This window comes from Haloprofundus salinisoli, assembly GCF_020097815.1.
In the GTDB taxonomy this organism is placed as follows: Archaea; Halobacteriota; Halobacteria; order Halobacteriales; family Haloferacaceae; genus Haloprofundus; species Haloprofundus salinisoli.
In genome coordinates, this window is sequence record NZ_CP083663.1 from 648,795 (window position 1) to 670,414 (window position 21,620).

Sequence of the window (21,620 nt, forward strand, 5' to 3'; positions counted from 1 at the left end):
AATCCCGACTCGTTTTACAGTCGCCTCGCCTACGACTCGCCAGTGATTGCCATCGTCGTCAGCCGGGCCGACTACGCATCGGAACACATCGGCGAGCACCTGCTCGAACTCGCCGACTGGGAGGAACACGCAGACGACACCCGCCCGGACGCCGAGGGCGGCGGCACCGTCTACCGCACGCCGGGCTTCGAGCTCCGGACGTTCGAAGCGCTCCACATCTACCTCGACGACCCCGCGGCGGCGTTCGTCGACGCCGGCACTGAGCCCGACCTGCTCGTCTTCGCCTCCCGTCACTCCGGCGAGACGGGACCGCTTCTCACCGCCCACTTCACCGGTAACTTCGGCCCCGAGAAGTACGGCGGCGACGACCGAGAGCTCGCCCGTGCCTGTCCGGGTGCGCAGAAAACCGTCGTGAGCGCGCTCGCGGAACACGCACCGGAGGGCTACGAGGTCGGCGTCGAGGCGACCCACCACGGCCCCACGGACCTCTTGTTCCCGTCGATGTTCGTCGAACTCGGCAGCGGCGACCCGCAGTGGGAGGACACCGAGGCCGCTCGCGCGGTGGCCGAAGCGATTCTCGACCTCCGCGACGCGGCGGCGAGCCTCGAAAGCCCCGGGGACGACCCGAACCGCCACGTCGTCGGCTTCGGCGGCGGGCACTACGCCCCGCGGTTCGGCCGCGTCGTCCGCGAGACCGAGTGGGCCGTCGGCCACGTCGGCGCGGACTGGCAGCTGGACGCGATGGGCGCGCCCGAGGCGAACCGCGACGTGCTCGAACAGGCGTTCGAGCGGAGCGACGCCGAGTTCGCGCTCGTCGACGGCGAGCACCCCGAACTCGAAGCCATCCTCGACGAACTGGGCCACTCCGTCGTGAGCGAGACGTGGCTTCGGGAGGTCTGCGACCGACCTCTGTCGGTCGTCTCAGCGCTCGAAGAGGAGCTGTCGACAGTCGAGGGGGGTCTCCGCTTCGGCAGTCGACGGGTCGAGCACTCGACGGACGTTTCGGTGACCGAGTTCCCCGCCGAGTTGCTCGCCGAAGCGCAGGGCGTCGACGCCGAGGCGGTACGCGAGGCGGTCGTCGAACACGCCGTCGCCTTCGAGACCCAACAGAGCGGCACGCGCGCCGTCGGTCGTCTCGCCGTCGCGGACGGGGACGACTACGATGCGCTCGTCGACGCGCTGGCGGCGATTCTCGAAGCGAAGTACGACGAAGTCGAACGCGACGAGAGCGACCGCGTCGTCCGCGCCAGCGAGAGCGCGTTCGACCCCGAACGCGCGAAGACGCTCGGCATCTCCGAGGGCCCGGCGTTCGGCAAACTCGCGGCGGGCCGAGCGGTCGAACACGGGGGCGAACGAATCGACCCGGAGGCCGTACACGTCGACCGGACGGTCACGTTCTCGTACTAAACCGCCAGACGGGTTTCCGACGAGCTAACCAGTCGGCTATCTGTCCGGATAAATCGGTGGTTACCCGCCTGGAAAAATCGTCAGACGACCGTCCGACGCGAGGGGGAAAAGATAATTAAGGCCGCTCAGTAAGCTTTGCCCATAAATATGGACTCGATCGTCGATGAAGCAATAGACGAGGCCGAACAGTCGGGTGGGACCGGCGGCGAGGGATTCGACGCCGAACCGAAACGTTCGGGGACGATGACGGACGACGAACTGCAGGACATCCTGAAAGACCTCCAGACGAACATCACCGTCGTCGGCTGCGGCGGAGCCGGTGGGAACACGGTCAACCGCATGGCCGAAGAGGGCATCCACGGCGCGAGTCTCGTCGCCGCCAACACGGACGTTCAGCACCTCGTCGACACCTCCGCGGACACGAAGATCCTGATGGGCCAGGAGAAGACCCAGGGCCGCGGGGCCGGGTCGCTCCCGCAGGTCGGCGAGGAGGCCGCCATCGAGAGCCAGCAGGAGATTCACGACGCTATCGAGGGGTCGGACATGGTGTTCGTTACCGCCGGTCTCGGCGGCGGCACCGGCACCGGTTCCGCACCCGTCGTCGCCAAGGCGGCCCGCGAGTCCGGCGCGCTCACCATCGCCATCGTCACGACGCCGTTCACCGCAGAGGGCGAGGTCCGACGGACGAACGCCGAGGCGGGTCTCGAACGACTCCGCGACGTCGCCGACACGGTCATCGTCGTCCCGAACGACCGCCTGCTCGACGCCGTCGGCAAACTGCCGGTTCGTCAGGCGTTCAAGGTGAGCGACGAGGTGCTGATGCGCTCGGTCAAGGGCATCACGGAACTCATCACGAAACCCGGCCTCGTCAACCTCGACTTCGCCGACGTCCGCACCGTCATGGAGAAGGGCGGCGTCGCGATGATCGGTCTCGGCGAGTCCGACTCCGAGCAGAAGGCCCAAGACTCCGTGAAGTCGGCGCTGCGCTCGCCGCTTCTCGACGTCGACATCTCCGGGGCGAACTCCGCGCTCGTCAACGTCACCGGCGGTTCCGACATGAGCATCGAGGAGGCCGAGGGCGTCGTCGAGGAGATCTACGACCGCATCGACCCCGACGCGCGCATCATCTGGGGGACCTCTATCGACGAGGAACTCGAAGGCCAGATGCGGACGATGATCGTCGTCACGGGCGTCGACTCGCCGCAGATCTACGGCCGTTCGGACGAACCGCAGAGCCAGCAGAGCCAGCAGCCCCAACAGCCGCAGCGAACCGAAGACATCGACTTCGTCGAGTAATCGCGGCGTCGAACGCCGAGGATTCGACGAACGGACGTCGAACCCTCGGGAGAGGACGGCGGACGCCGCGAGGCAGGCCGCCGTGTATTCAATAGATAGAAAAGGCATCACGGTCTATCGGTGACAACATGGACGTAAAATACGATATCGCGAGCTACGTGCGGGTACTGAAGATGGCGAGCACGCCCGAGTGGGACGAGTTCAGCCAGATTGCAAAAATCGCCGGCATCGGGATCTTCCTCGTCGGCTTCCTCGGCTTCATCATCTTCGCGGTGATGAGCTTCATCCCCGGAGGCATGTGAGATGGGAATCTTCGCCGTGAAGACGACGGCGAGACAGGAGCGGACGGTCGCCGACATGCTCGCCTCGAAGGAGGAGTCCGAGATACACGCCGTCATCGCCCCTGACTCGCTGACGAGTTACGTGATGGTCGAAGCCGACAACACGGCAGTGCTCGAGCGCCTGATGGACGAAATTCCCCACGCTCGAAGCATCGTCCCGGGTAATTCGAGTCTCGCCGAAGTCGAACACTTCCTCTCGCCGACGCCCGACGTCGAAGGTATCGCCGAGGGCGACATCGTCGAACTCATCGCCGGCCCGTTCAAGGGCGAGAAAGCTCGCGTCCAGCGTATCGACGAGGCCAAAGACCAGGTGACCGTCGAACTGTACGAGGCGACGGTCCCGATCCCGGTGACGGTGCGCGGCGACCAGATTCGCGTGCTCGACTCCGAAGAACGCTAACGCGCTCTTCGTGCTCTGCTTCGCTCGCGCTGCTCGCTCAGGAGAATAGTGAGGAACGATCGTTCCTCAGACCGTGCGAACGGCGGCGAAGCCGCGAGACCGAAACGGACCGTAGTTCTGCTCTGACGAAATCCGCTCAGCCACCTGTCAGCGGTGGTTCTTCGTCGGCGGTGAGACAGAAGGATGCGCGTCGCAGTGACCCGTCTCGCCGAACCGAAGTAGACACGCTACGCAGTCGGCCAGCCGTAATCTGGGGTTCGGAACCGCTTACTCGGTGTCCGCTTCCGACTCCGCGCGTCCGCCGGCGTCCACCTGTTCGATGATTCGCTGGAGGTCCGCTTCCTCCTCGATGGCCGCTTGGATGCCCTCGCGCATCCGAACGGCCGCGGAGTCGGCGTTGTACGCGCGGATGTACTCGGCGCGGGAGTGCTCGTCGAACGCGTGACGGATAGCGAAGTAGCCTTCGGGGACGATAGCGCCGCAGACTTTGCATTCGGTGCGTTCGTGGTCGTTTGTCTGGTGGACGACGGCGGATTCGGCGTCTTCGAACCGCGCGTTACAGCCTGCGACACCACACGTCCAAAGCGACATATCCGCCGACATGTAGGGAACTAATAAAACCGTTTTCCCTCGCCCGGCGTCGTCGAATAGCAACCCCTAATTGAGTACTCTCGAGAGGGAGACTGTGAGTGGAAGCGAACGGACGCGAATCGACATGCACGTCAAGTGCTTGGACGAACGCGTCGTCGCCCGAGCGAAGCGCCGCGGCGTCGACGTACTCGTCTACGCGCCGCACTTCACGCGCCTCCCGACGATTCGCGCCCGCGCCGACCGATTCTCCGACGACGAGTTGCTCGTCGTCCCCGCCCGCGAACTGTTCACCGGCCCGTGGAGCGACCGGAAACACCTCCTCGCCATCGGCCTCTCGGACCCGATTCCGGACTTCATCACCATCGAAGGCGCGCTCGCGGAGTGTCGCCGACAGGAGGCGGCCGTGCTCGTGCCGCACCCGGCGCTGTTGAACGTCAGCCTCGGTCGCGCCGAGATCTCGGCGTTCCGCGACGAACTCCACGCCGTCGAGACGTACAACGGGAAGTGCTTTCACTACCAGAACCGCCGGGCTTCGCGCATCGCCGACGAGTTCGACAGACCGGCGTTCGGGTCGTCGTACGCGCACCTGCGAGGCAACGTCGGCGAGGTCTGGACCGAGTTCGACCGGCGGATCGACTCCGAAGCGGACCTCGTGACGGCGCTCCGCGGGGGCACGTCGCGCCGCGTCGACCGCCGACACGGACTCCGGCACCGGTTCAGAAACCTCGCCGAGTTCGCGCATCTTGGCTACGAGAACACGTGGGGGAAGGTAGACCGTCTTCTCCTCTCCGGCACCGAACCGACGCACCCGCGTCAGCTCGTCTACGAGGGTCGATTCGACGACGTCGCCGTCTACTGACCGGCACGGGTCCGGCTCCCTCAGAAGCCGACCAACGCGACAATCTCGTTGAGGCCGCCGTTTAGCGGCACGACGAAGTAGTGAATCGCCGCGAACAGCGCGACCTCCGCGAGCGTGATGAGCACCGTCACGAGGTCGGCCCACTTGCTCGACGTGGTGACGCCGAACGGGAGGCTGTACTCCTTCTCGTGAGGGTAGAAGAACGCCAACCCCCGCCTGCTGCCGAACAGGTCGAGCACGTAGTGGGTGAGGATGCCGACCCAGACGAAGTGGAGGTTGTCGAAGAGAATCGGGAACGCGACGAAGATGCCGAGGATCGGGAGGTTGTGTAGCGTCTTTCGGTGTTTGCCGAACGCGGTGTCCACGTCGGGAAACAGCGCGCCGAGAACGAGCGGGACGGAGAGCTCGGCGATGGCGACGAACGTCGGCACGTCACCGGACGGTTCGAGCACGTAGCCGAGGCCGATGCTGAGGAGGGCGGCGTTCAACACGTGACCTTTCTTGTTCATCCGACGACGGTCCGTCGAACCGAACGGATACAAACGTTTCCACCTGCCGGCGGCGCGAGGTCCCGGCCTCAGTCGACCAACGCGTCTTCCAGCGTCTCCATCGCCGCCCGCGCGAACTGCTCTTTCACGTCGAGTCGCGCGCCGTCGAACTCGCGGCGCGTCGATTTCACGTAGGACTCGCCGCTTCCCCACTCGGCGGCGTAAGCCAATCCGATATACACCGTCCCGACGGGTTTGTCGTCGCTGCCGCCGCCGGGTCCGGCGATACCCGTCGCTGCGAGGCCCCAGGTCGTGTCCGCGGTGTCTCTGACGCCTTGGGCCATCTCGCGGGCGACGGCGTCGCTCACCGCGCCGTGGTCGTCCAGCGACTCCCGAGAGACAGCCAGCAGGTCGCGCTTGGCGTCGTAGGAGTAGGTGACGACCGAGCGGTCGAAGTAATCGCTCGACCCCGGTACGTCGGTGAAGAGCGACCCGATGAGGCCGCCCGTGCAGGACTCGGCGACGGCGACGGTGTCGCCGCGTTCTCGGAGCGCGTCGCCGAGGCGTTCTTCGACCGACGGGTCGTCGGCGTGTTCTCGCATGGGCGGGGGTACGGAGTCGGGTCCCAAAAGCCTCTCTCGATTCCCTTCGGAGTCGCCCTCCCTCGTCTACCGGGGGCGAAAGAGGCAACTACCCGCCGTCCGACGCCGTACCATGGACTACGAGGAACCGCTGTTCTTCCGGGTGATGCGCTACGCGGCGGCCGCTGACCGCGACGTCGTCGACATGGTGAGCGGCAACCCCGACTGGGACGCCCCCGAGGCGCTGCGAGACGGCCTCTGCGAGTTCGCCGACGCGGACGCCGACGCGTTCCAATACGGCCCGAGCGCCGGCCTCAGCGAACTGCGCGGCGAGATAGCCGACCGCCGCAACGTCGACCCCTCGCAGGTCGTCGTCACGAACGGCGCGGGCGAAGCGAACTACCTGGCGATGGCGCGGGCGCTGGAGCGCGACGCGGGCAACGGCGTCTTACTCACCGACCCGGTGTACCCGTACTACCCCGGCAAGGCGCAGATGCTCGGCGGCGACGTGACGCTCGTCCCCGTCGCCGAGGGCGGCGAGGTGGACGTGGCGGCAATGCGCGAGGCGGCGACGGAGGAGACGGCGCTCATCGTCGCGAACACGCCGAACAACCCCACTGGCGTCGTCTACAGCCGAGAGACGATGGAGGGGCTCGTCGCGCTCGCAGAGGAGGTGGACGCGCTGCTGGTCGCCGACGAGGTGTACGACCACTTCGACTACACCGGTGAGTTCGAGAGCGCGCTCACCATCGACTCCGAGAACCGCATCGTCACCAGCGCGTTCTCGAAGTCGATGGCCATCACCGGGTTCCGCGTGGGCTACGCCGTCTTCCCGGAGGCGCTCGTCGACGCCGCGAAGACCCGACACATGCTCGTCAACGTCGCCGGGAGCAACCCCGCGCAGTACGCCGTCTTGCGAGCGCTCCGCGAGACGGACCCCTCGTACTACGAGGAGACGCGGGCGATGCTCCACGACCGCATCGCCGCGTTCACGGACGCGCTCGACGCCGCCGGGGCCGACTACACCCGACCGGAGGGCGCCTTCTACGTGCTCGCGCGCTTCGACGGCTTCCCGGGGACGATGGCGAACGTCGAGCGCCTCATCGACGAGGCGGGCGTCGCCGGGATGCCCGGCGAGGCGTTCGGCCCCGCTCGCGACGAGTGGATTCGGTTCGCGCTCGTCACGCCGCGGGCGCAGGAGGCGGCGAATCGGTTGGCCGATTACTTCTGAGCGTTCGCTCCGCGCCGAACACCTCCGTATTCTGACGCCCGCACGACGACTGGACCGACGGGTACACAAGCGCTCGGACGCGATGGGAGGTATGGCAAATCTCGACGTGGAACCCGTCGACGCCGTCGACGACTCCGAGGGAGCAGATGGAGACGACGCGGCGTCGATAGACGTGGAAGTCGAGGCGACCGACGACCTCTCGGAGCTCCCGGGCGAGGTCGACGCCGCGGAGTTCGTCCTCTACGGCGGCAAGGGCGGTGTCGGCAAGACGACGATGGCGGCGGCGACGGCGCTGCGGAGCGCCGCCGAGGGGACGACGACACTCGTCGTCTCCACCGACCCCGCCCACTCGCTGTCGGACACCCTCGGCGGCGAGATTCCCGCGGAACCGACGCGCATCCGTGAGGACATTCCCCTGTTCGCCGCTGAGATCGACCCCGACGCCGCGATGGACGAAGGATTGTTCGGCGAGGGCGGCGACGCGTTCGGCGGAATGGGCGGGATGGGCGACGTGTTCGGCGGGATGGGTGGCATGGGTGGAATGGGCGGCGCTGGCGGCCCCGGCGGCGCGGGCGGTGGAGGTGACGCGAACAACCCCTTCGGCGGCGACGAGAACCACTTCGGCGGCGACGAGAACCCCTTCGGCGGCGACGACGGCGAGGGCGGCCACCCGCTCCTCGACGGGACGATGCCCGGTGCGGACGAGATGGCGGCGATGCGGCAGCTGCTCGAACACATGGACGACCCGCGGTTCGACCGGGTCGTCGTCGACACCGCGCCGACCGGGCACACGCTTCGACTGCTGCAGCTGCCGGAGATGCTCGATTCGATGGTCGGCCGTCTCGTCAGTTTCCGCGAGCGGATGCGCGGGATGATGGAGAACCTCAAGGGGATGTTCGGCGGTGCCGACCCCGGCCCGTCGGGGATGGAGCAACTCGAAGAAGCGAAAGAACGAATTAAACGGCTCCGCGCCGTGCTTCGGGACCCCGAGCGAACGGATTTCCGGGTCGTGATGATTCCCGAGGAGATGAGCGTCGTCGAGTCCGAGCGCCTCGTCGCTCGCCTCGACGAGTTCCGGATTCCGGTCCGGACGCTCGTCGTCAACCGCGTGATGGAGGACCCGAGCGACGTGACGGGCATCGACCCCGAGTGGACGGTCGCGCCCGACCCCGAACACTGCGAGTTCTGTCAGCGTCGCTGGCAGGTCCAACAGCGTTCGCTCCGCCGGGCGACCGAACTGTTCCGCGGCCGCGACGTGAAGCGGGTGCCGCTGCTCGCCGACGAGGTTCGCGGTGAGGATGCCTTGCGGGTCGTCGCGGCGTGTCTGGCCTGAATCGAAACAGGTCCGCGCTCGTATCTACGACCCGAGTTTCCGTGCGAGGGCGAAGAGACTGTCCCGGATACCGTCGGGGAGGAACCGAGCGAACGAGCCGATCTCGGCGACGATGCCGACCGGGTAGCGCGCCGCCGGTTTCGTCGCGCTGGCGGCGTTGACGATGTCGTCGGCGACGCGCCGGGAGGAGACCGCGCCGGGACCGTCGCCGCCGAGCGCCTGCGTGTCCTCGAACAGTTTGTAGATCGATTCGTACGCGCCCGAGCGCTCCATTCCGTTTTCGACTTCGTCGTCGGCGCGCTCTGTGAACTGCGTCTCGACCGGCCCGGGCTCGACGAGAACCGCGTCGATACCGTACTCGTCTACTTCGGCGCGGAGCGCGTCGGTCATCGCTTCGAGCGCGAACTTCGACCCCGCGTAGACGCCGCCGCCGGGGAACGAGACGCGGCCGGCGACGCTGGTGACGTTGACGATGGTGCCGTCGCCCTCCGCTCGCATGTGCGGGAGCACGGCGCGGATGAGGCGGTGGGGTCCGAACACGTTGACGCCGAACTGTTTTTCGACCGCCTCGGTGGGGACGTCTTCGATGGGACCGAACTGCCCGTAGCCCGCGTTGTTGACGAGACAGTGGATCGCCCCCTGTTCGTCGACGATGCGGTCGACGACGCGGTCGACGTCGTCTTGGTCGGTCACGTCGAGCGTTGCGAGTTCACACCCCTCTTCGCCGAGCTGCTGGATGTCGGCAGGGTTGCGCGCCGTCGCGTACACCACCCAGTCCTCCGCGAGGAAAGCCCGGGCGGTGGCGCGACCGATACCGGATGAACAGCCAGTGATGAGGACAGTCTCTGGTTTCACACCGAAACGTCATCGCCGGGATAGTTAACTGTACGGCGTTCGGCGGGCGGGCGACCGAGTCGAAGGCTCACTCGCGGTACTCGCGCTTGACCTCGTCGGCGTAGGCGTCGGCCAGCCGCGTCGGCTCCGGGAGCTTGTAGCCGCCGCAGAGTCGTTCGACTAAATCGACCGTCGTCTCCGCGGAGACGCGGTGGCCGGGGCTGACGTACAGCGGATTTATCTTACGACTCGACGCGTACTGCCGCGACTGGAAGGCGTAGCCGATGACCGTCCCGTCGGGAGCGTCGACGCGACTGTTCGCTTCGATAGGAGTCCGCCAGCCTTCGGGTCGCTCCTCGACGCTTTCGCGCGGCGTCCCGCAGAGCAGCCCCTTGGCGACGCCGACGCTCGGCACGTCGAGGACGACGCCCATGTGCGTCGCCAACCCGGCCTGCCGGAAGTGGATGCGTCCGCTGCCGTCGAAGACGACGAGGTCCGGGTCGGTCTCCAAATTCTCGAACGCGTCGAGAATCGGACCGCCTTCGCGGAACGACAGCATGCCCGGAACGTACGGAATCGAGAGGTCGGTGACCGCGTAGGCGCGCTCGACTATCTCGGTACCGCGGGCGACGACGACGGCGCTGACGGCTTCCTCGTCCAGAAACGCCTGGTCGACGCCGGCGACGAGCGGTCGGTCGTCCCGCGGGACGAGCGTCGACTCCGCCGTCGAGACCGCCGCCGGGTCGAACTCGAACTCGTCTTCGAAGCGGGCCGCGGCGGCGATGTCTCGCTGGAGCTCCTCCATCGCCTCGCGGGAGAGCGTCGGGTCGGGGACGAACTCGGGTCGGTCGGGCATCATCGCTCAGTAGCGGCGACGGCCGCCCCCCATTCCGCCACCGCCGCCGCCGAAGTTGAGGCGGTTCGGTATCTGTTGCTGGCCTTTGACGTACTGGCCGACGAGGAGGCCGACGAAGAGGCCGGCCAGGTGGGCGTAGTGGGCGATGCCGCCGCCGAAGATCGGCGTGATAGCGCCCGTCAGGTCGAAGAGGACGTAAAAGCCGGTCAGCGCCCAGATGGGCAGCGGGATCGGCGGAATCAACAGCATCACGCGGAGGTCGGGGTTGACGACGGTGAGCAGTCCGAGAACCGCCATCGCCGCGCCGCTCGCACCGAGCACCGCCGACGTCTCGCCGGTGGCGAGCGCGGTGCCGATCTGCGCCAGTCCGGCGATTGCGCCGCTGGCGAAGAACAGGAGCGTGAAGCGTTTCGCGCCGAGGTAGCGTTCGACCAGCGGGCCGAAGAAGTACAGCACGAGGCTGTTGGCCGCGATGTGGAAGAACCCGCCGTGCGCGAGGATGGAGGTGAACCACGTCCAGACGTACTCGGGGTTCTCGGAGGTCAGAAGGAAGATGCTCCGCCACGTCTCGTTGACGGCCCCGTAGAAGGTGACCCCGGCCCCGTTCGGCGGAAGACCACCTGTAAGGAGGTAGCCGACGATGTACTCGGAGATAAACGTGAGCCACATCAGCCCGAGGAACACGTAGGTCATGTTCCCGCGGAAGTAGCCCAGCGGACCGCCGGTGCCGGTCAAACGGTCGAGGAACCCCTCGGACCGTCCGCCCGTCCGGACGCTGTCGTCGAAGTTGCTCTCGAACACTCCGCTCGGGTCGTCCCACTCACCCATTCCGGGGCAGTCGTGGTTCTCGGGGAGGCGATGTTCGGCGCAGAAGGCGTTGCCGCAGCGCCGACACTGGTACGGCAAGCTCTCGTACTCGCCGCACTCGTGACATTCTGCCATTGTGACTCCGTAGTCGGGGGGTCCTAAAAGGGGTTCGCCTCTCGTGCGAACGGAGAGGCCAGACGTCGACGTACCTCGGCTTGCAAGTACAGACCGACCGCTCGGGCCGACGGGCGACGCAGGGCTTCACTCGGTCGCTTCGGCGTCCTCGCCGTCCGCGGAGTCGGACTCCCCGGGGCCCTCGAAGTTGGTCGGAACGACGGTCACGTGGTCGACGCCGAGCCGCGGTTGTTTCGCTGCCATCTCGACCGGACGTAGCCGTCGGGAGCACAAAAGATTACCCATGCGCATAATTTATCGCGGGGCGGGTGCGGGATGCGCCCGGCGAATATTCGGGGGGAGTCGGGGAGAGTACGACGTGGAGTTCGGTCGGATGGCGGCGTGCAGTCCGAAAGAACCGGTCGAAAAGGGCGGGTCGTTTGTTCAGCCGAACTGTTCGTTGTAGAGCTCCTGAGCGTGTTCGATGGCGTCCATCGCGGCCTGCTTGTCCTCCCAGCCGAGCGTCTCGACCTGCTTGCCTTTCTCCAGGTTCTTGTACGTCTTGAAGAACTCGTCAATCTCGTTGAGCTTCTGTTGGGGGATATCTTCGAGGTCGTCGATGTGGTCGAACCGGGGGTCTTCGGTGGGCACGGCGATGACCTTGTCGTCCTGTTCGCCGTCGTCGTCCATCTTCATCAGGGCGACGGGGCGGGCCTCGATGACGCATCCGGGGAACGTCGCGTCCTCGACGAGCACCAGCACGTCGAAGGGGTCCTCGTCGTCGTAGTACGACTGCGGGATGAAGCCGTAGTCGCTCGGGTAGTGGACGTTCGAGTGCAGCACCCGGTCGAGAACGACGCCGGGGATGTCCTTTTCGTACTCGTACTTGTTGCGTTCGCCTTTCAGACACTCGACGACTGCGTAGATGACTTCCGGTGCGTTGGGTCCCGTTTCGAGGTCTTCCCAGAGATTCGTCATGCGTCCGTATATCCGCTAAGCGAGGGAAATGGTTTTCGGGACATGTGTGGGCTGTATTCACACGCCGTCTGAGGATTCGGCCACAAACTTCTTTCGTCTGTCCCGAGATAGTGGTCCTGGGAACGACACGACAGTTCGAACCGAACGCCTGACGAGAACACGTCCGAAAAGGTACGCTTGTCGGCACCAAACAAACGATTTCCGACAGGTGTCGGCGAGTTCGAAACGGCACCATAGCGCGGGTGTTCGGCAGCCCTTAACAGAAACAAACGTTGAGTTGAGAAGCGTTAAATAGTAAGATGACATTTTAATACGTATGTCAGAGGCACAAACAATCAGCGACTCCGGCAGCGCACGAGACCTGACCGCGTTCCAACAGAACATCCTCGTCATTCTCGCCGAGGAACCCATGTACGGCCTCGCCATCAAGCGCGAACTCGAGTCGTACTACGGCACCGAAGTCAACCACGGGCGTCTCTACCCCAACCTCGACGACCTCGTCGAGATGGACCTCGTCGAGAAGAGCGAGCTCGACAAGCGGACGAACCAGTACGAACTGACCGAGACCGGGCACTCGGCCGTGCTGGACCGTCTCGACTGGATGCTCTCGAAGTTCGTCACGGACGAAAGCCGGGCAGACGAAGTGCGCAGCGTTATCGAGACGTACGAGTAACACCGGGGAACGGCTCTCCGGCCTGCTCGAACAGCAGTTCGAGCGACTCACGAACCACCGTTTTTTGCGCCTCACTCGGCCAGGAGTTGCGCGGATAGTACTCCGTGAGAAACTCCTGTAGCTCCCGCGTGCCCGCCGTCTCGACGCGCCGGACGTAGTGGTTGCCCATGAAATCGGCGAACGCGCGCGCGTTCGCGGCGTGGGCGGCCCCCGCCTCCGCCTCGACGGCCGCGACCAACTCGGAGTTGTGTTTCTCGACGGCCTCCCACTCGTCCTCCTCGCCGGTGCCCGAGAGCGAGCGCTCTACCGCTCGGTCGGTGTCGTCGATTCGGTCGAGAACGACGGTTCCCTCCTCGTCTAGCCACTCTTCAGGGTACAGGACGAGCGTGTCGTCGGCCTCTCTGTAACGGGCGGTGTACCCGTGGTCGGCGAGCGACGCGTCGCGCCGCTCTCGGTACGCCTCGGCCTCGTTCGGGTCTACCGCGTCGCGTGCGAGCCGAGTCAGTCGCTCCGCCGTCGCTCGGACGTCGTCGGGAAGTTCAGCCATCGTCGAGCGCCTCGTTGGCCAAGTTGTCGGCGCGTTCGTTTATCTCTCGCGGCACGTGTTCGAGCGTCCACCGGTCGAACGCCATCAGCAGTTCGTTCGCCTTCACGCGTCGTTCGCGCAGCCCCGGGTCGTTCGTCTTCCACTCGCCGCGGACCTGCTTGACGACGAGTTGGGAGTCGCCGCGCACGTCTGCCTCCGCGAGCCCGTAGCTGCGGGCCGCCTCCAACGCCGCGATGAGCGCCTCGTACTCCGCGCGGTTGTTCGTCGTCTCGCCGATCCGTTCGGAGCCCTCGGCGACGATTCCGTCGCTCGTGACGATAGCCCACCCGATGGCCGCCGGGCCGGGGTTGCCGCGACTCGCGCCGTCGAAGTAGACGTGGCCGCGCCCACCGCCCTCCCGGAGCAGGAGCGTGAGGTCGGTCGGATTTCCACCCTGGACGACGACTTTGCTGTCGTAGGCGACGGCGACGGCGTCCCCGCGGGTCGCGCGCCACCGCTCGTGGTCGGTGTTCCCCGGAGAGACGTCGACGCCGGCGGCCTCCAGTCGCTCTCGGGCCACGTCGGCGTCGCACTCGATAGTCGGCATCGACGGAGATGCGGGCGCTCGATTGAAAGGCGATTCGTCTTTCGTCGACCTCACGGTTCGCTCGTTTCACCGTCGATGCTCGCCGCGCACGGCAGTCCTCTTCGCCGACCCAGATTTTAACAACTTCCAGCATACTATTATATAAACAGGATGGCAAGACCCTCTCGTGAGCGACGGCGCGAGCCGCGACGAGCACGTGGTAAACAGTCGGCCGACGAGGAGGCCGACGTAGACGAACTCGACGACATCGACCCCGACGACCTCGTCCGGACGGCCGACGGCGAACTCATCCACGAGGAGACGGGGTTGGTCGTCGAAGAGCAGAACATCGACCGGGGGCCGGAGTGGCGGGCGTTCAACCACTCCGAACGCCAGTCGAAGTCCCGCGTCGGCGCGCCCATCACCGAGACGATGCACGACAAGGGGTTGACGACGACCATCGACTGGAAGGACAAAGACGCCTACGGACGCTCGCTCTCCTCGGAGAAACGCAGTCAGATGCACCGCCTGCGCAAGTGGCAGGAGCGCATCCGAACCAAGGACGCCGGCGAGCGTAACCTGCAGTTCGCGCTCAGCGAGATTGACCGCATGTCGTCGGCGCTCGGTGTTCCCCGTTCCGTTCGGGAAGTCGCGTCGGTCATCTACCGCCGCGCGCTCAAGGAGGACCTCATCCGCGGGCGCTCCATCGAGGGCGTCTCGACCAGTGCGCTGTACGCCGCCTGCCGACAGGAGGGGATTCCTCGGAGTCTCGAAGAGGTCTCGGAGGTCTCGCGCGTCGAACGAAAGGAGATCGGTCGAACGTATCGCTACGTCTCTCAGGAACTCAGTCTCGAACTCGAACCGGTCGACCCAAAGCAGTACGTCCCGCGCTTCGCCTCCGCGCTCGACCTCACTGAGGAAGTTCAGAACAAGGCGAACGAGATAATCGACGAGACGGCGGCGCAGGGTCTCCTCTCGGGGAAATCGCCGACCGGATACGCGGCGGCGGCGATCTACGCGGCGTCGCTGCTCTGCAACGAGAAGAAGACTCAGCGCGAGGTCGCCGACGTCGCGCAGGTGACCGAGGTCACCATCCGCAACCGATACCAGGAACAGATCGAGGCGATGGGGATTCCGAGCTAAGCGTTAGATACGAGGACGGAACAACCCCGTCGCGTGCACTGACTCGCGCCCGACGACCGGACGCGGCTGTGCGATTCGACGGTCGTCGTGGAAGGCGGTCGTCGACGACCGAAGTCGTCTCCCGGACCGCCGCGAACTCGCTCGAATCGCCTGCTCGCAGTCCTCGCAATCGCCGCCGGAAGCTCATGCCGAAGCTTCTTACCCGCTGCGCGGCTATCGTAGTCGATGCGGCTCGACGACTACATCGAGTTCGAGGAGAACGAACGCGCCGAGCGACGGCGTCTGGCGATGGAGAAGTCCTACGCCATCGTCGACCACCTCGAATCCTTCCAACACCGGTTCGACGAGCGGGTGCAGGGTGATTCGCTGTTCGGGAGCGTCTCGCCCTCGATCTTCGTCGGCCGCGCGAACTACCCGAACGTCTCGACGGGCATTCTCTCTCCCGTGGGCTTCGAAGAGGACGCCGCCTCCTTCGAGACCAGCGGCGCGTGGTACGACGAGGGCGTCGGCATCGAGGACGTGTTCCAGCGTCGGACGAGTTTGCTGAACTCGAATCAGTCCACCGGGGTGAAGGTGGGCGCGGAGGCGAACGTCCACGACGTCTGGGACGGCTTCCTCGGCGTCCAGCGAGAGGTCGCCATCGCCGACCGACCGGTGTCGGTCGAAATCGGCCTCGACGGCCGCCCGGACCTCGACTTCGACGTCGGCCGAAACGACGTGGCGACGCCGACGGGACCCCGCGCCCGAGCGCAGTCGGCCGACTTAGCCGAGAACCCACACGTTCCACGCCCAGTGAAGAAGACGCTCGAAGACGACGACTGGCAAGCGCAGGGGGCGATGACCTACCTCTACCGCCGCGGCCTCGACGTCTACGACATCAACACGGTGCTCTCGGCGGGGGCGCTCGGCGAGTCCGCGAGTCGCAGACTCGTCCCGACGCGGTGGTCCATCACCGCGGTCGACGACACCGTGGGTCAGTATCTCCGCGGAACGATTCACGACGCCCCGAGCGTCGACACCGTGCAGGTGTGGCGCAACGAGTATCTCGGCAACGCGTTCTGGGTGATTCTCGCGCCCGGACAGTGGGAGTACGAACTGGTCGAGATGAAGGCACCGGGGAGCATCTGGAACCCCGACCCCGAGTCGGGGATGTGGGTCGCAAGCGACCGCGAAGGGTTCGAGGGCCGAACGCAGTACGTCGACGAGACGGCGGGCGCGTACTACGCCGCGAGACTCGGCGTGCTCGAACATCTCTCGACCATCGGGCGTCAGGCGAAGGTGCTCGTCCTCCGGCACGTCTCCGACGACTACTGGGGACCGGTCGGCGTCTGGCAGGTCCGCGAGTCGGTGCGCCACGCCTTCGAGGGCCAACACGGCGAGAGCGAGACGTTCGCCGACGCCGTTCGGGAAGTGGCGAACGTGCTCCCGGTGTCGATGGCGGAGCTCCGGCGAAAATCCGCGATGGTCGCGGGCTTGCAGACGAATCTCGCGGACTTCGGCGTCGGGACGCCGGGCGACGACTGACGGGAAATTACTTGTAAGTTCGCTGAGGAAGTCGAAACAATGCTCGTGCTACAACTGCTCCCCGGCGGTGCGGTTTTCGCCATCTTCGGCGTCTTCTACCTCTTGATGGCGCTCGTTCCGATCATCGCGCTGTACTTGTTGCACAAAATCCGCAAGGACACTGCGTCGATGGCCGACTCGTTAGAGCGAATCGCCACCGACAATCGACCGTAGCGACTACGCCGTGTCGAGATTCGCGTACGCCTCGTCGACCAACTCGCCGGTCTCGGCGACGACATCGGCCATCTCCTCGTCGTCGGGCGCGATACCCGTCAGGCGGGCGATGCGCATGATACTCACGTGGTACACCGTCTGGACGTCCGGTTCCTCCTCCCAGACGACGACGTTACAGGGGAACAGCGCGCCGATTTTGCCGTCGGAGGCGTCGAGTACCCGGTCGGCGATAGCCGGGTTGCACGCGCCGAGTACGTAGTAGGGGTCGCGGTCGGCGTCGACCTTCTCGTTGAGCAACTCTGACGGAGAGAACTCCGCCGGGATGCCGAACCCCGCGTCGAGAAACGTCTCTCGGACGTGCTCGACGGCCTCCTCGTGTTCCATGTGGAGCGTCGCGCGTTTCTCGCCGATGTCGCCGGCGTCGAGCGCCGACGGGTCGATTGGGAGCGCCATAGCTCACGGTTGGCGCGTCGACGCAAAAAGCGGGGTGGTCGTCGCCGTTCAGTTCGACGTCTCGACCGGACCGTCGCCGGCGACGGCGCGGATCTCGTGGACGAACGTCTGCCGCGTGTCGAAGTACGTCTCGTCGACGCGGTCGAGGACGTCCGAGAGCGTCTGCGGGCCGCTCGGCGTCCGGACGACGGCGTCGCCCTCTTTCTGTCGGATGCTGCTCGCCTGCTGCGGCCAGGTCAGTCGGGACGCGACCTGCGCCAGCGGTGCGCCGTCGACCGGCTCGCCGTCGCCGAGTTCGACGACTGGCCCCTCGTCTTCGGCATCGTCGTCAGCCATACCCGGCGGTTTGCCACCGCCGACATTAATCTCTTCGACCCGCCTCCGCGGCGAGCATCGATTGGGCGCGTATCGACGGCCCGCGCCGACCGACGCGAGAACTCCCCCATCGGAGAGGTGAACACGACGACGCGTGCAGCCGATTCGTGCCCGTTCGTGGCTGTGTTCGCGGATTGTCTGACGTATGTCTGACGTATCGTTTTGTGGGGGGGTTACGTAGCCGCGGCCATGACGAGTCTCTCGGAGGCGTACAGAGCGGGAACGAAGCACGCGAGCCCCCGTCGACTGTACGCGGGAGTCGGGCTGTTTCTCGCCGGCACACTGCTCGTCGTTCTCGGTATCCTCGCCGCGACGACGAACTTCCTCGTCGGTGCAGAGGCTCCCCTCTGGCAGGCGCGGGAGCTCGGTATCACGCTGGGCGGCCTCGGCATCCCGGCGGTGTTTCTCGGCATCTTCGCCATCCTCCCCGCCGGACGCCGGACCCGCTTCGCCGCCGTCGTCGGCGCGCTCGTGACGCTCGCCGGCGTCGCGCTGTTCTGGGAGGCGTACCCCTGTCAGTGGTCCGGCGCGAACTGCCCGAGCGTCCAGGGTCCGGAGCTCACGCTCCCGACGGTCGGCCTGTACTTCCTCGGCAGCGCCACCACCTTCTGGTGTCTGTTCATCGGTGTGGCGAACTTCAAGACGCGAAACGATCCCGGCGGAACGGTCCGCATGGAGATCACGCGACAGGGCGAGACGAAGATCGTCGAAGTCGAACGCCCCGTCGCGGGCGGTCTGGGCGGTATCGGACTGCTCGGTGCGACGCCCGACGGCGACGTGGAGACGCAGACGAACCAGCCGACGAACGGGCGGTCGGTGGACAGAGTCGACGACGTCTCGCAGCCGCCGCGAACCCGAGGCGACTCCTCGGCGACGGGCGTCGCTTCGGACTCGTCGCAGTCGTCCGGATGGGGCAGCGCCGCTAACTCGACGGTCAGTGACGGCGGCGCGACGGAGGCGGACATCTACTCGCCGCTGGACGACCCCGTCCCCGGCGACGCGGAGGTGCTGTCGCCGGAGACCGAGACGCCGAGTCAGCCCCGGCAACCGAAAGGCGACAGCTACTGCGGCAGCTGCGCGCACTTCGAGTACGTTCGGACCGACCGCGGGATGCAGCCGTACTGCCACTACCACTCCGAAGTGATGGACGACATGACCGCCTGCGAGGAGTGGAGCAGTCGGAGCGAGAGCCGCCGCTGAGCGATCGAGTGCGGTTCTCTACGCCTTCAAACGGCGGCTAACGTCTCCTCTACGTCGTCCCAGTGACTCCCCTTCCAGAAACACTGCCCGCAGCGCGTGCATCGAAACACTGCGCGCTCGTCCGGGTCCGGAGCGTACTCGGGCGTTTCGTCGTCGCCGTCGACGCGCTCGACGGGGCCGTTGCACCGCCCGCAGCGCGCGGGCCGCTCGTCGAGCGTGAGGTCGAATCCCGCGTCTCGTAGCTCCCGCAATTGGCCGACGACCGCGCAGGATTCGAGGAGGACGCCGCCGTTCGCGCGCCGAGCGAGTTGCACGTCGCGCGTGAGGAGCCGACGACCCTCTGCCTCCGCGAGCGCCAGCAGTCGGTCGTCCGCTTCGACCTCCCTGTCGAGGGCGTAGACGGCGTCGTAACCGCACATCCGAAGATACACCGCGAGTTTGCCGAGCATCACGTCGAGTAACAGCGGCGCGTCCGCGGAGTCCGCAGACCGGGTCGGCGCTCCGGATTCGCCCGTCATCTCAGTGCAGGAACTCGCGGACGCCCGCTGCGTCGCGGGCGTTGAGCACGTCCGCCGTTTCGGCCCAGCCGCGGCGCGCGGTGTGGACGCCGTAGCGGACGTTCTCGAACTCGCCGGGGCTGTGCGCGTCGGTGTTGATAGCGATGGTCGCGCCCGCGTCGACGCCCACCTTGACGACTTCGCCCCAGAGGTCGAGTCTCGCGGGGTTCGCGTTGATTTCGAGCGCGGTGCCGTGTTCGGCGGCGGCCGCGGCGAGGCGGTCGAAGTCGAGGTCTAACCCCGCGCGCTGGTTGATGAGCCGTCCGGTCGGATGGCCGAGCACGTCGACGGACGGGTGTTCGACGGCGGCGACGAGGCGGTCGGTCGCCTCCTCGCGTCCCTGGTCGAGGGCGCTGTGGGGCGAGGCGACGACGACGTCGAGTTCGGCGAGCAGGTCGTCGCCGACCGAGAGGTTCCCGTCGGCGTCGATGTTGGCCTCGACGCCGTGGAACACCTCGATGTCGGCGTCGGCGCGGACCGCGTCGACCTCATCCATCTGCTCTCTGAGTTCGTCGTCGGAGAGGCCGACGCCGCCGACCATCCCCGGTCCGGTCGCGTGGTCGGTAATGCAGTGATACTCGTACCCTCGCTCCGCCGCGGCAGCGACCATCTCCTCGGCGGTGTTGGCCCCGTCGGACCAGTCGGTGTGAGTGTGGAGGTCGCCGCGAATCTCTCCCTCTTCGAGGAGGTCCGGGAGCGTGCCGTTCTGGGCGGCTTGAATCTCGCCGTTGTCCTCGCGGAGTTCGGGGGCGATGACGGGCATGTCGAGCATCTCGTAGATGTCGGCCTCGGTACGCCCGCCGATTCGTTCGCCGACGCGTTGGCCGGCGTCGGGGCCCTCGACCTCGGAAACATCGTCAGAAGCGTTCGCTTCCGACTGGCCGTCCGAGCGGAGCTCGGAGACATCGAAGATACCGTACTCGTTTATCTTCAGGTCGCGCTCGATGGCGACGTTCCGCAGTTGGATGTTGTGGTCTCGGCTGCCGGTGAAGTACTGCAGCGCGGAACCGAACTCCTCGGAGACGACGACTCGCAAGTCGATGCGGATGCCGTTCGCGCGGAGGCTCGCTTTGCTCTCGCCGGCCTCGATGACGCTGTCGGCGTTCGACCAGTCGGTGAACGTCGAGACGACCGCCTCGCTGTCGTCACTGCCGACGAGCACGTCCACGTCGCCGATAGTGTCGCGCCAGCGGCGAATCGATCCGGCGACCTCCGCGGAGTCGACGGCGTTCTCGTCTCGGAGATACGCGAGCAGCCCGTCGGCGACGGGGCGAGCGTCGCCGAGCAGCTCGCGCTCCTGGGACTGGCGGGCGAACGGGATGTTGTCGAGGATGTTCTGCTCGGTCTTCGCGCCGAACCCCTTGATCTCCTGTATCTCGCCGGCTTCCGCCGCCGCCTCCAGTTCGTCGAGCGTCGTGATTCCGAGCGCCTCGTAGAGGTCGCCGACCGTCTTCGGCCCGACGCCCTCGACGCTCGTCAGCGCGACCATTTCGACCGGCAGTTCCTCGCGAAGTTCTTCGAGTTCCTCGATTTTGCCGGTCTCGACGTACTCGACGATTTTGCCGGCGATGGCGTCGCCCACTCCATCGATCTCCTCGACGGCGTCTCGGCCCTCTCTGGCGAGGTCGGCGACCGACCGGGGGTGGCTCCGAACGTTCTCGGCGGCGCGGCGGTAGCTCTGGGGCTTGTACTCGACTCCTTGCGCTTCGAGGAACTCCGCGAACTCCTCGAAGCGGTCGGCGAGTTCGGCGTTGGTCGTCACGCGGACCACCTCGCGGAAACGAGAGCGGCGGTGCGTCGCACGCTCATCGGCCCATCCGCCCCGCGGAGTCGTCGCGGCCGAGCGCCTGCCGGAGGAAGCTCATCCACCGCTTCTTGTCGGCGGCTTCCTGGAGCTCCGCCTCCTGATTAAGGTCCGTCGACCGAAGCGAACCGAGGGCGTTGAGCGCCCGGTCGATGCCGATGATGCTCTCGACGAGTCGCTGGCCCTCCTCGTAGCTCACCTCGTTGTTCTCGATTTTCTGGAACCGCTGGAGCCGCTCGCGGCGGAGATTCTTCTTCGCCTGGTCGACGCGCTCTCTCTCGCCCGACGGGATAGTGTCGCGCCGTTTTATCTCGAAGACGAACTGGCGGAGGTCGATCTCCTCGCCCTGCACGTCGATGCGGTCGGGGATGTCGACTCCGACCGTCGCGCCCTCGCGGTTGACCCGCTCCAGCAACCGCTTTCGCTCGAACTCCTTCATACCACTCGTTG

26 protein-coding genes are annotated in these 21,620 nt (G+C 66.4%); 12 read left to right on the forward strand and 14 right to left on the reverse strand.

The genetic code is table 11. The features are described from left to right. Nucleotides 1–42 precede the first annotated feature (42 nt). From LAQ73_RS03470 to LAQ73_RS03485, 4 genes are all read left to right on the forward strand, one after another. A complete protein-coding gene (locus LAQ73_RS03470) occupies nt 43–1,407 on the forward strand; it encodes a D-aminoacyl-tRNA deacylase (RefSeq protein ID WP_224269859.1) in 1,365 nt (454 codons plus the stop codon). A 147-nt stretch (nt 1,408–1,554) separates the two neighbouring features. After that, a complete protein-coding gene (ftsZ, locus tag LAQ73_RS03475) occupies nt 1,555–2,703 on the forward strand; it encodes a cell division protein FtsZ (protein WP_224269860.1) in 1,149 nt (382 codons plus the stop codon). A 128-nt stretch (nt 2,704–2,831) separates the two neighbouring features. Further along, nucleotides 2,832–3,005 (forward strand): protein translocase SEC61 complex subunit gamma, encoded by a 174-nt coding sequence (locus tag LAQ73_RS03480; protein WP_224269861.1) that lies wholly within the window; start codon nt 2,832–2,834, stop codon nt 3,003–3,005. 1 nt (nt 3,006) lies between these two features. Then, nucleotides 3,007–3,444, forward strand: coding sequence for a transcription elongation factor Spt5 (locus LAQ73_RS03485; protein WP_224269862.1), 438 nt, complete (start codon nt 3,007–3,009; stop codon nt 3,442–3,444). 267 nt (nt 3,445–3,711) lie between these two features. On the opposite strand, the gene LAQ73_RS03490 is transcribed toward LAQ73_RS03485, so the two are convergent. Beyond that, nucleotides 3,712–4,035, reverse strand: a complete 324-nt coding sequence (locus LAQ73_RS03490) for a DUF7565 family protein (RefSeq protein ID WP_224269863.1) — start codon at nt 4,033–4,035, stop codon at nt 3,712–3,714. Nucleotides 4,036–4,159: 124 nt separating this feature from the next. Between LAQ73_RS03490 and LAQ73_RS03495 the strand changes: the two genes are divergently transcribed. Beyond that, nucleotides 4,160–4,894: a PHP-associated domain-containing protein gene (locus LAQ73_RS03495; RefSeq protein WP_224270711.1), complete on the forward strand. Its 735-nt coding sequence runs from the start codon at nt 4,160–4,162 to the stop codon at nt 4,892–4,894. Nucleotides 4,895–4,914: 20 nt separating this feature from the next. On the opposite strand, the gene LAQ73_RS03500 is transcribed toward LAQ73_RS03495, so the two are convergent. Both LAQ73_RS03500 and LAQ73_RS03505 read right to left on the reverse strand, forming a co-directional pair. Next, nucleotides 4,915–5,403 (reverse strand): metal-dependent hydrolase, encoded by a 489-nt coding sequence (locus LAQ73_RS03500; RefSeq protein WP_224269864.1) that lies wholly within the window; start codon nt 5,401–5,403, stop codon nt 4,915–4,917. A gap of 68 nt (nt 5,404–5,471) precedes the next feature. Then, nucleotides 5,472–5,984, reverse strand: coding sequence for a CinA family protein (locus LAQ73_RS03505; RefSeq protein ID WP_224269865.1), 513 nt, complete (start codon nt 5,982–5,984; stop codon nt 5,472–5,474). Between the two features lie 112 nt (nt 5,985–6,096). Between LAQ73_RS03505 and LAQ73_RS03510 the strand changes: the two genes are divergently transcribed. Beyond that, a complete protein-coding gene (locus LAQ73_RS03510; RefSeq protein WP_224269866.1) occupies nt 6,097–7,194 on the forward strand; it encodes a pyridoxal phosphate-dependent aminotransferase in 1,098 nt (365 codons plus the stop codon). A 91-nt stretch (nt 7,195–7,285) separates the two neighbouring features. Beyond that, on the forward strand, nt 7,286–8,527 hold the full coding sequence (locus tag LAQ73_RS03515) for an ArsA family ATPase (RefSeq protein ID WP_224269867.1): 1,242 nt from the start codon (nt 7,286–7,288) through the stop codon (nt 8,525–8,527). 24 nt (nt 8,528–8,551) lie between these two features. Here LAQ73_RS03515 and LAQ73_RS03520 read toward each other — a convergent pair whose 3' ends face one another. The 4 genes from LAQ73_RS03520 to LAQ73_RS03535 all read right to left on the reverse strand — a co-directional run bounded on the left by LAQ73_RS03520 (nt 8,552) and on the right by LAQ73_RS03535 (nt 12,116). Beyond that, complete coding sequence (locus LAQ73_RS03520; protein ID WP_224269868.1) at nt 8,552–9,382, reverse strand: SDR family oxidoreductase; 831 nt, start codon at nt 9,380–9,382, stop codon at nt 8,552–8,554. 67 nt (nt 9,383–9,449) lie between these two features. Beyond that, nucleotides 9,450–10,220, reverse strand: a complete 771-nt coding sequence (locus LAQ73_RS03525) for an endonuclease V (RefSeq protein ID WP_224269869.1) — start codon at nt 10,218–10,220, stop codon at nt 9,450–9,452. Between the two features lie 3 nt (nt 10,221–10,223). Further along, on the reverse strand, nt 10,224–11,159 hold the full coding sequence (locus tag LAQ73_RS03530; RefSeq protein WP_224269870.1) for a rhomboid family intramembrane serine protease: 936 nt from the start codon (nt 11,157–11,159) through the stop codon (nt 10,224–10,226). A 423-nt stretch (nt 11,160–11,582) separates the two neighbouring features. Then, the gene (locus LAQ73_RS03535; RefSeq protein ID WP_224269871.1) at nt 11,583–12,116 is read right to left on the reverse strand and encodes an inorganic diphosphatase; all 534 of its coding nucleotides are present in this window, start codon (nt 12,114–12,116) and stop codon (nt 11,583–11,585) included. Nucleotides 12,117–12,432: 316 nt separating this feature from the next. Here LAQ73_RS03535 and LAQ73_RS03540 point away from each other — a divergent pair, with 316 nt between their 5' ends. Further along, nucleotides 12,433–12,789 carry a PadR family transcriptional regulator gene (locus tag LAQ73_RS03540; RefSeq protein WP_224269872.1) on the forward strand — a complete coding sequence of 119 codons (357 nt, stop codon included), beginning with the start codon at nt 12,433–12,435 and terminating at the stop codon, nt 12,787–12,789. On the opposite strand, the gene LAQ73_RS03545 is transcribed toward LAQ73_RS03540, so the two are convergent. Together LAQ73_RS03545 and rnhA are read right to left on the reverse strand one after the other, a co-directional pair. Then, on the reverse strand, nt 12,770–13,336 hold the full coding sequence (locus LAQ73_RS03545; protein ID WP_224269873.1) for a DUF7108 family protein: 567 nt from the start codon (nt 13,334–13,336) through the stop codon (nt 12,770–12,772). The genes LAQ73_RS03540 and LAQ73_RS03545 overlap by 20 nt on opposite strands. Continuing rightward, nucleotides 13,329–13,922, reverse strand: a complete 594-nt coding sequence (gene rnhA, locus LAQ73_RS03550) for a ribonuclease HI (RefSeq protein ID WP_224269874.1) — start codon at nt 13,920–13,922, stop codon at nt 13,329–13,331. The genes LAQ73_RS03545 and rnhA overlap by 8 nt, the downstream gene beginning before the upstream one ends. Before the next feature lie 150 nt (nt 13,923–14,072). Here rnhA and LAQ73_RS03555 point away from each other — a divergent pair, with 150 nt between their 5' ends. The 3 genes from LAQ73_RS03555 (at nt 14,073) to LAQ73_RS03565 (ending at nt 16,781) form a co-directional block, all read left to right on the forward strand. Further along, complete coding sequence (locus LAQ73_RS03555) at nt 14,073–15,044, forward strand: transcription initiation factor IIB (RefSeq protein WP_224269875.1); 972 nt, start codon at nt 14,073–14,075, stop codon at nt 15,042–15,044. A 225-nt stretch (nt 15,045–15,269) separates the two neighbouring features. After that, on the forward strand, nt 15,270–16,568 hold the full coding sequence (gene nreA, locus LAQ73_RS03560) for a DNA repair protein NreA (protein WP_224269876.1): 1,299 nt from the start codon (nt 15,270–15,272) through the stop codon (nt 16,566–16,568). Nucleotides 16,569–16,607: 39 nt separating this feature from the next. Next, nucleotides 16,608–16,781 (forward strand): hypothetical protein, encoded by a 174-nt coding sequence (locus LAQ73_RS03565; RefSeq protein WP_224269877.1) that lies wholly within the window; start codon nt 16,608–16,610, stop codon nt 16,779–16,781. 3 nt (nt 16,782–16,784) lie between these two features. Here the strand turns inward: LAQ73_RS03565 and LAQ73_RS03570 are convergent, their stop codons facing one another. Together LAQ73_RS03570 and LAQ73_RS03575 are read right to left on the reverse strand one after the other, a co-directional pair. Continuing rightward, a complete protein-coding gene (locus LAQ73_RS03570; protein ID WP_224269878.1) occupies nt 16,785–17,234 on the reverse strand; it encodes a DUF302 domain-containing protein in 450 nt (149 codons plus the stop codon). Nucleotides 17,235–17,282: 48 nt separating this feature from the next. Further along, nucleotides 17,283–17,570, reverse strand: a complete 288-nt coding sequence (locus tag LAQ73_RS03575; RefSeq protein ID WP_224269879.1) for a DUF5789 family protein — start codon at nt 17,568–17,570, stop codon at nt 17,283–17,285. A 228-nt stretch (nt 17,571–17,798) separates the two neighbouring features. Here LAQ73_RS03575 and LAQ73_RS03580 point away from each other — a divergent pair, with 228 nt between their 5' ends. Beyond that, entirely contained in the window at nt 17,799–18,809 is a 1,011-nt protein-coding gene (locus tag LAQ73_RS03580; RefSeq protein ID WP_224269880.1) for a DoxX family protein, read from the forward strand. Between the two features lie 26 nt (nt 18,810–18,835). On the opposite strand, the gene LAQ73_RS03585 is transcribed toward LAQ73_RS03580, so the two are convergent. The 3 genes from LAQ73_RS03585 to LAQ73_RS03595 are packed head-to-tail and all read right to left on the reverse strand — an operon-like array spanning nt 18,836 to nt 21,609. After that, nucleotides 18,836–19,327, reverse strand: coding sequence for a Mut7-C RNAse domain-containing protein (locus LAQ73_RS03585; RefSeq protein ID WP_224269881.1), 492 nt, complete (start codon nt 19,325–19,327; stop codon nt 18,836–18,838). 1 nt (nt 19,328) lies between these two features. Further along, entirely contained in the window at nt 19,329–21,128 is a 1,800-nt protein-coding gene (locus LAQ73_RS03590; RefSeq protein WP_224269882.1) for a DNA polymerase/3'-5' exonuclease PolX, read from the reverse strand. 43 nt (nt 21,129–21,171) lie between these two features. After that, the gene (locus LAQ73_RS03595) at nt 21,172–21,609 is read right to left on the reverse strand and encodes a DUF5788 family protein (protein WP_224269883.1); all 438 of its coding nucleotides are present in this window, start codon (nt 21,607–21,609) and stop codon (nt 21,172–21,174) included. Nucleotides 21,610–21,620 lie beyond the last annotated feature (11 nt).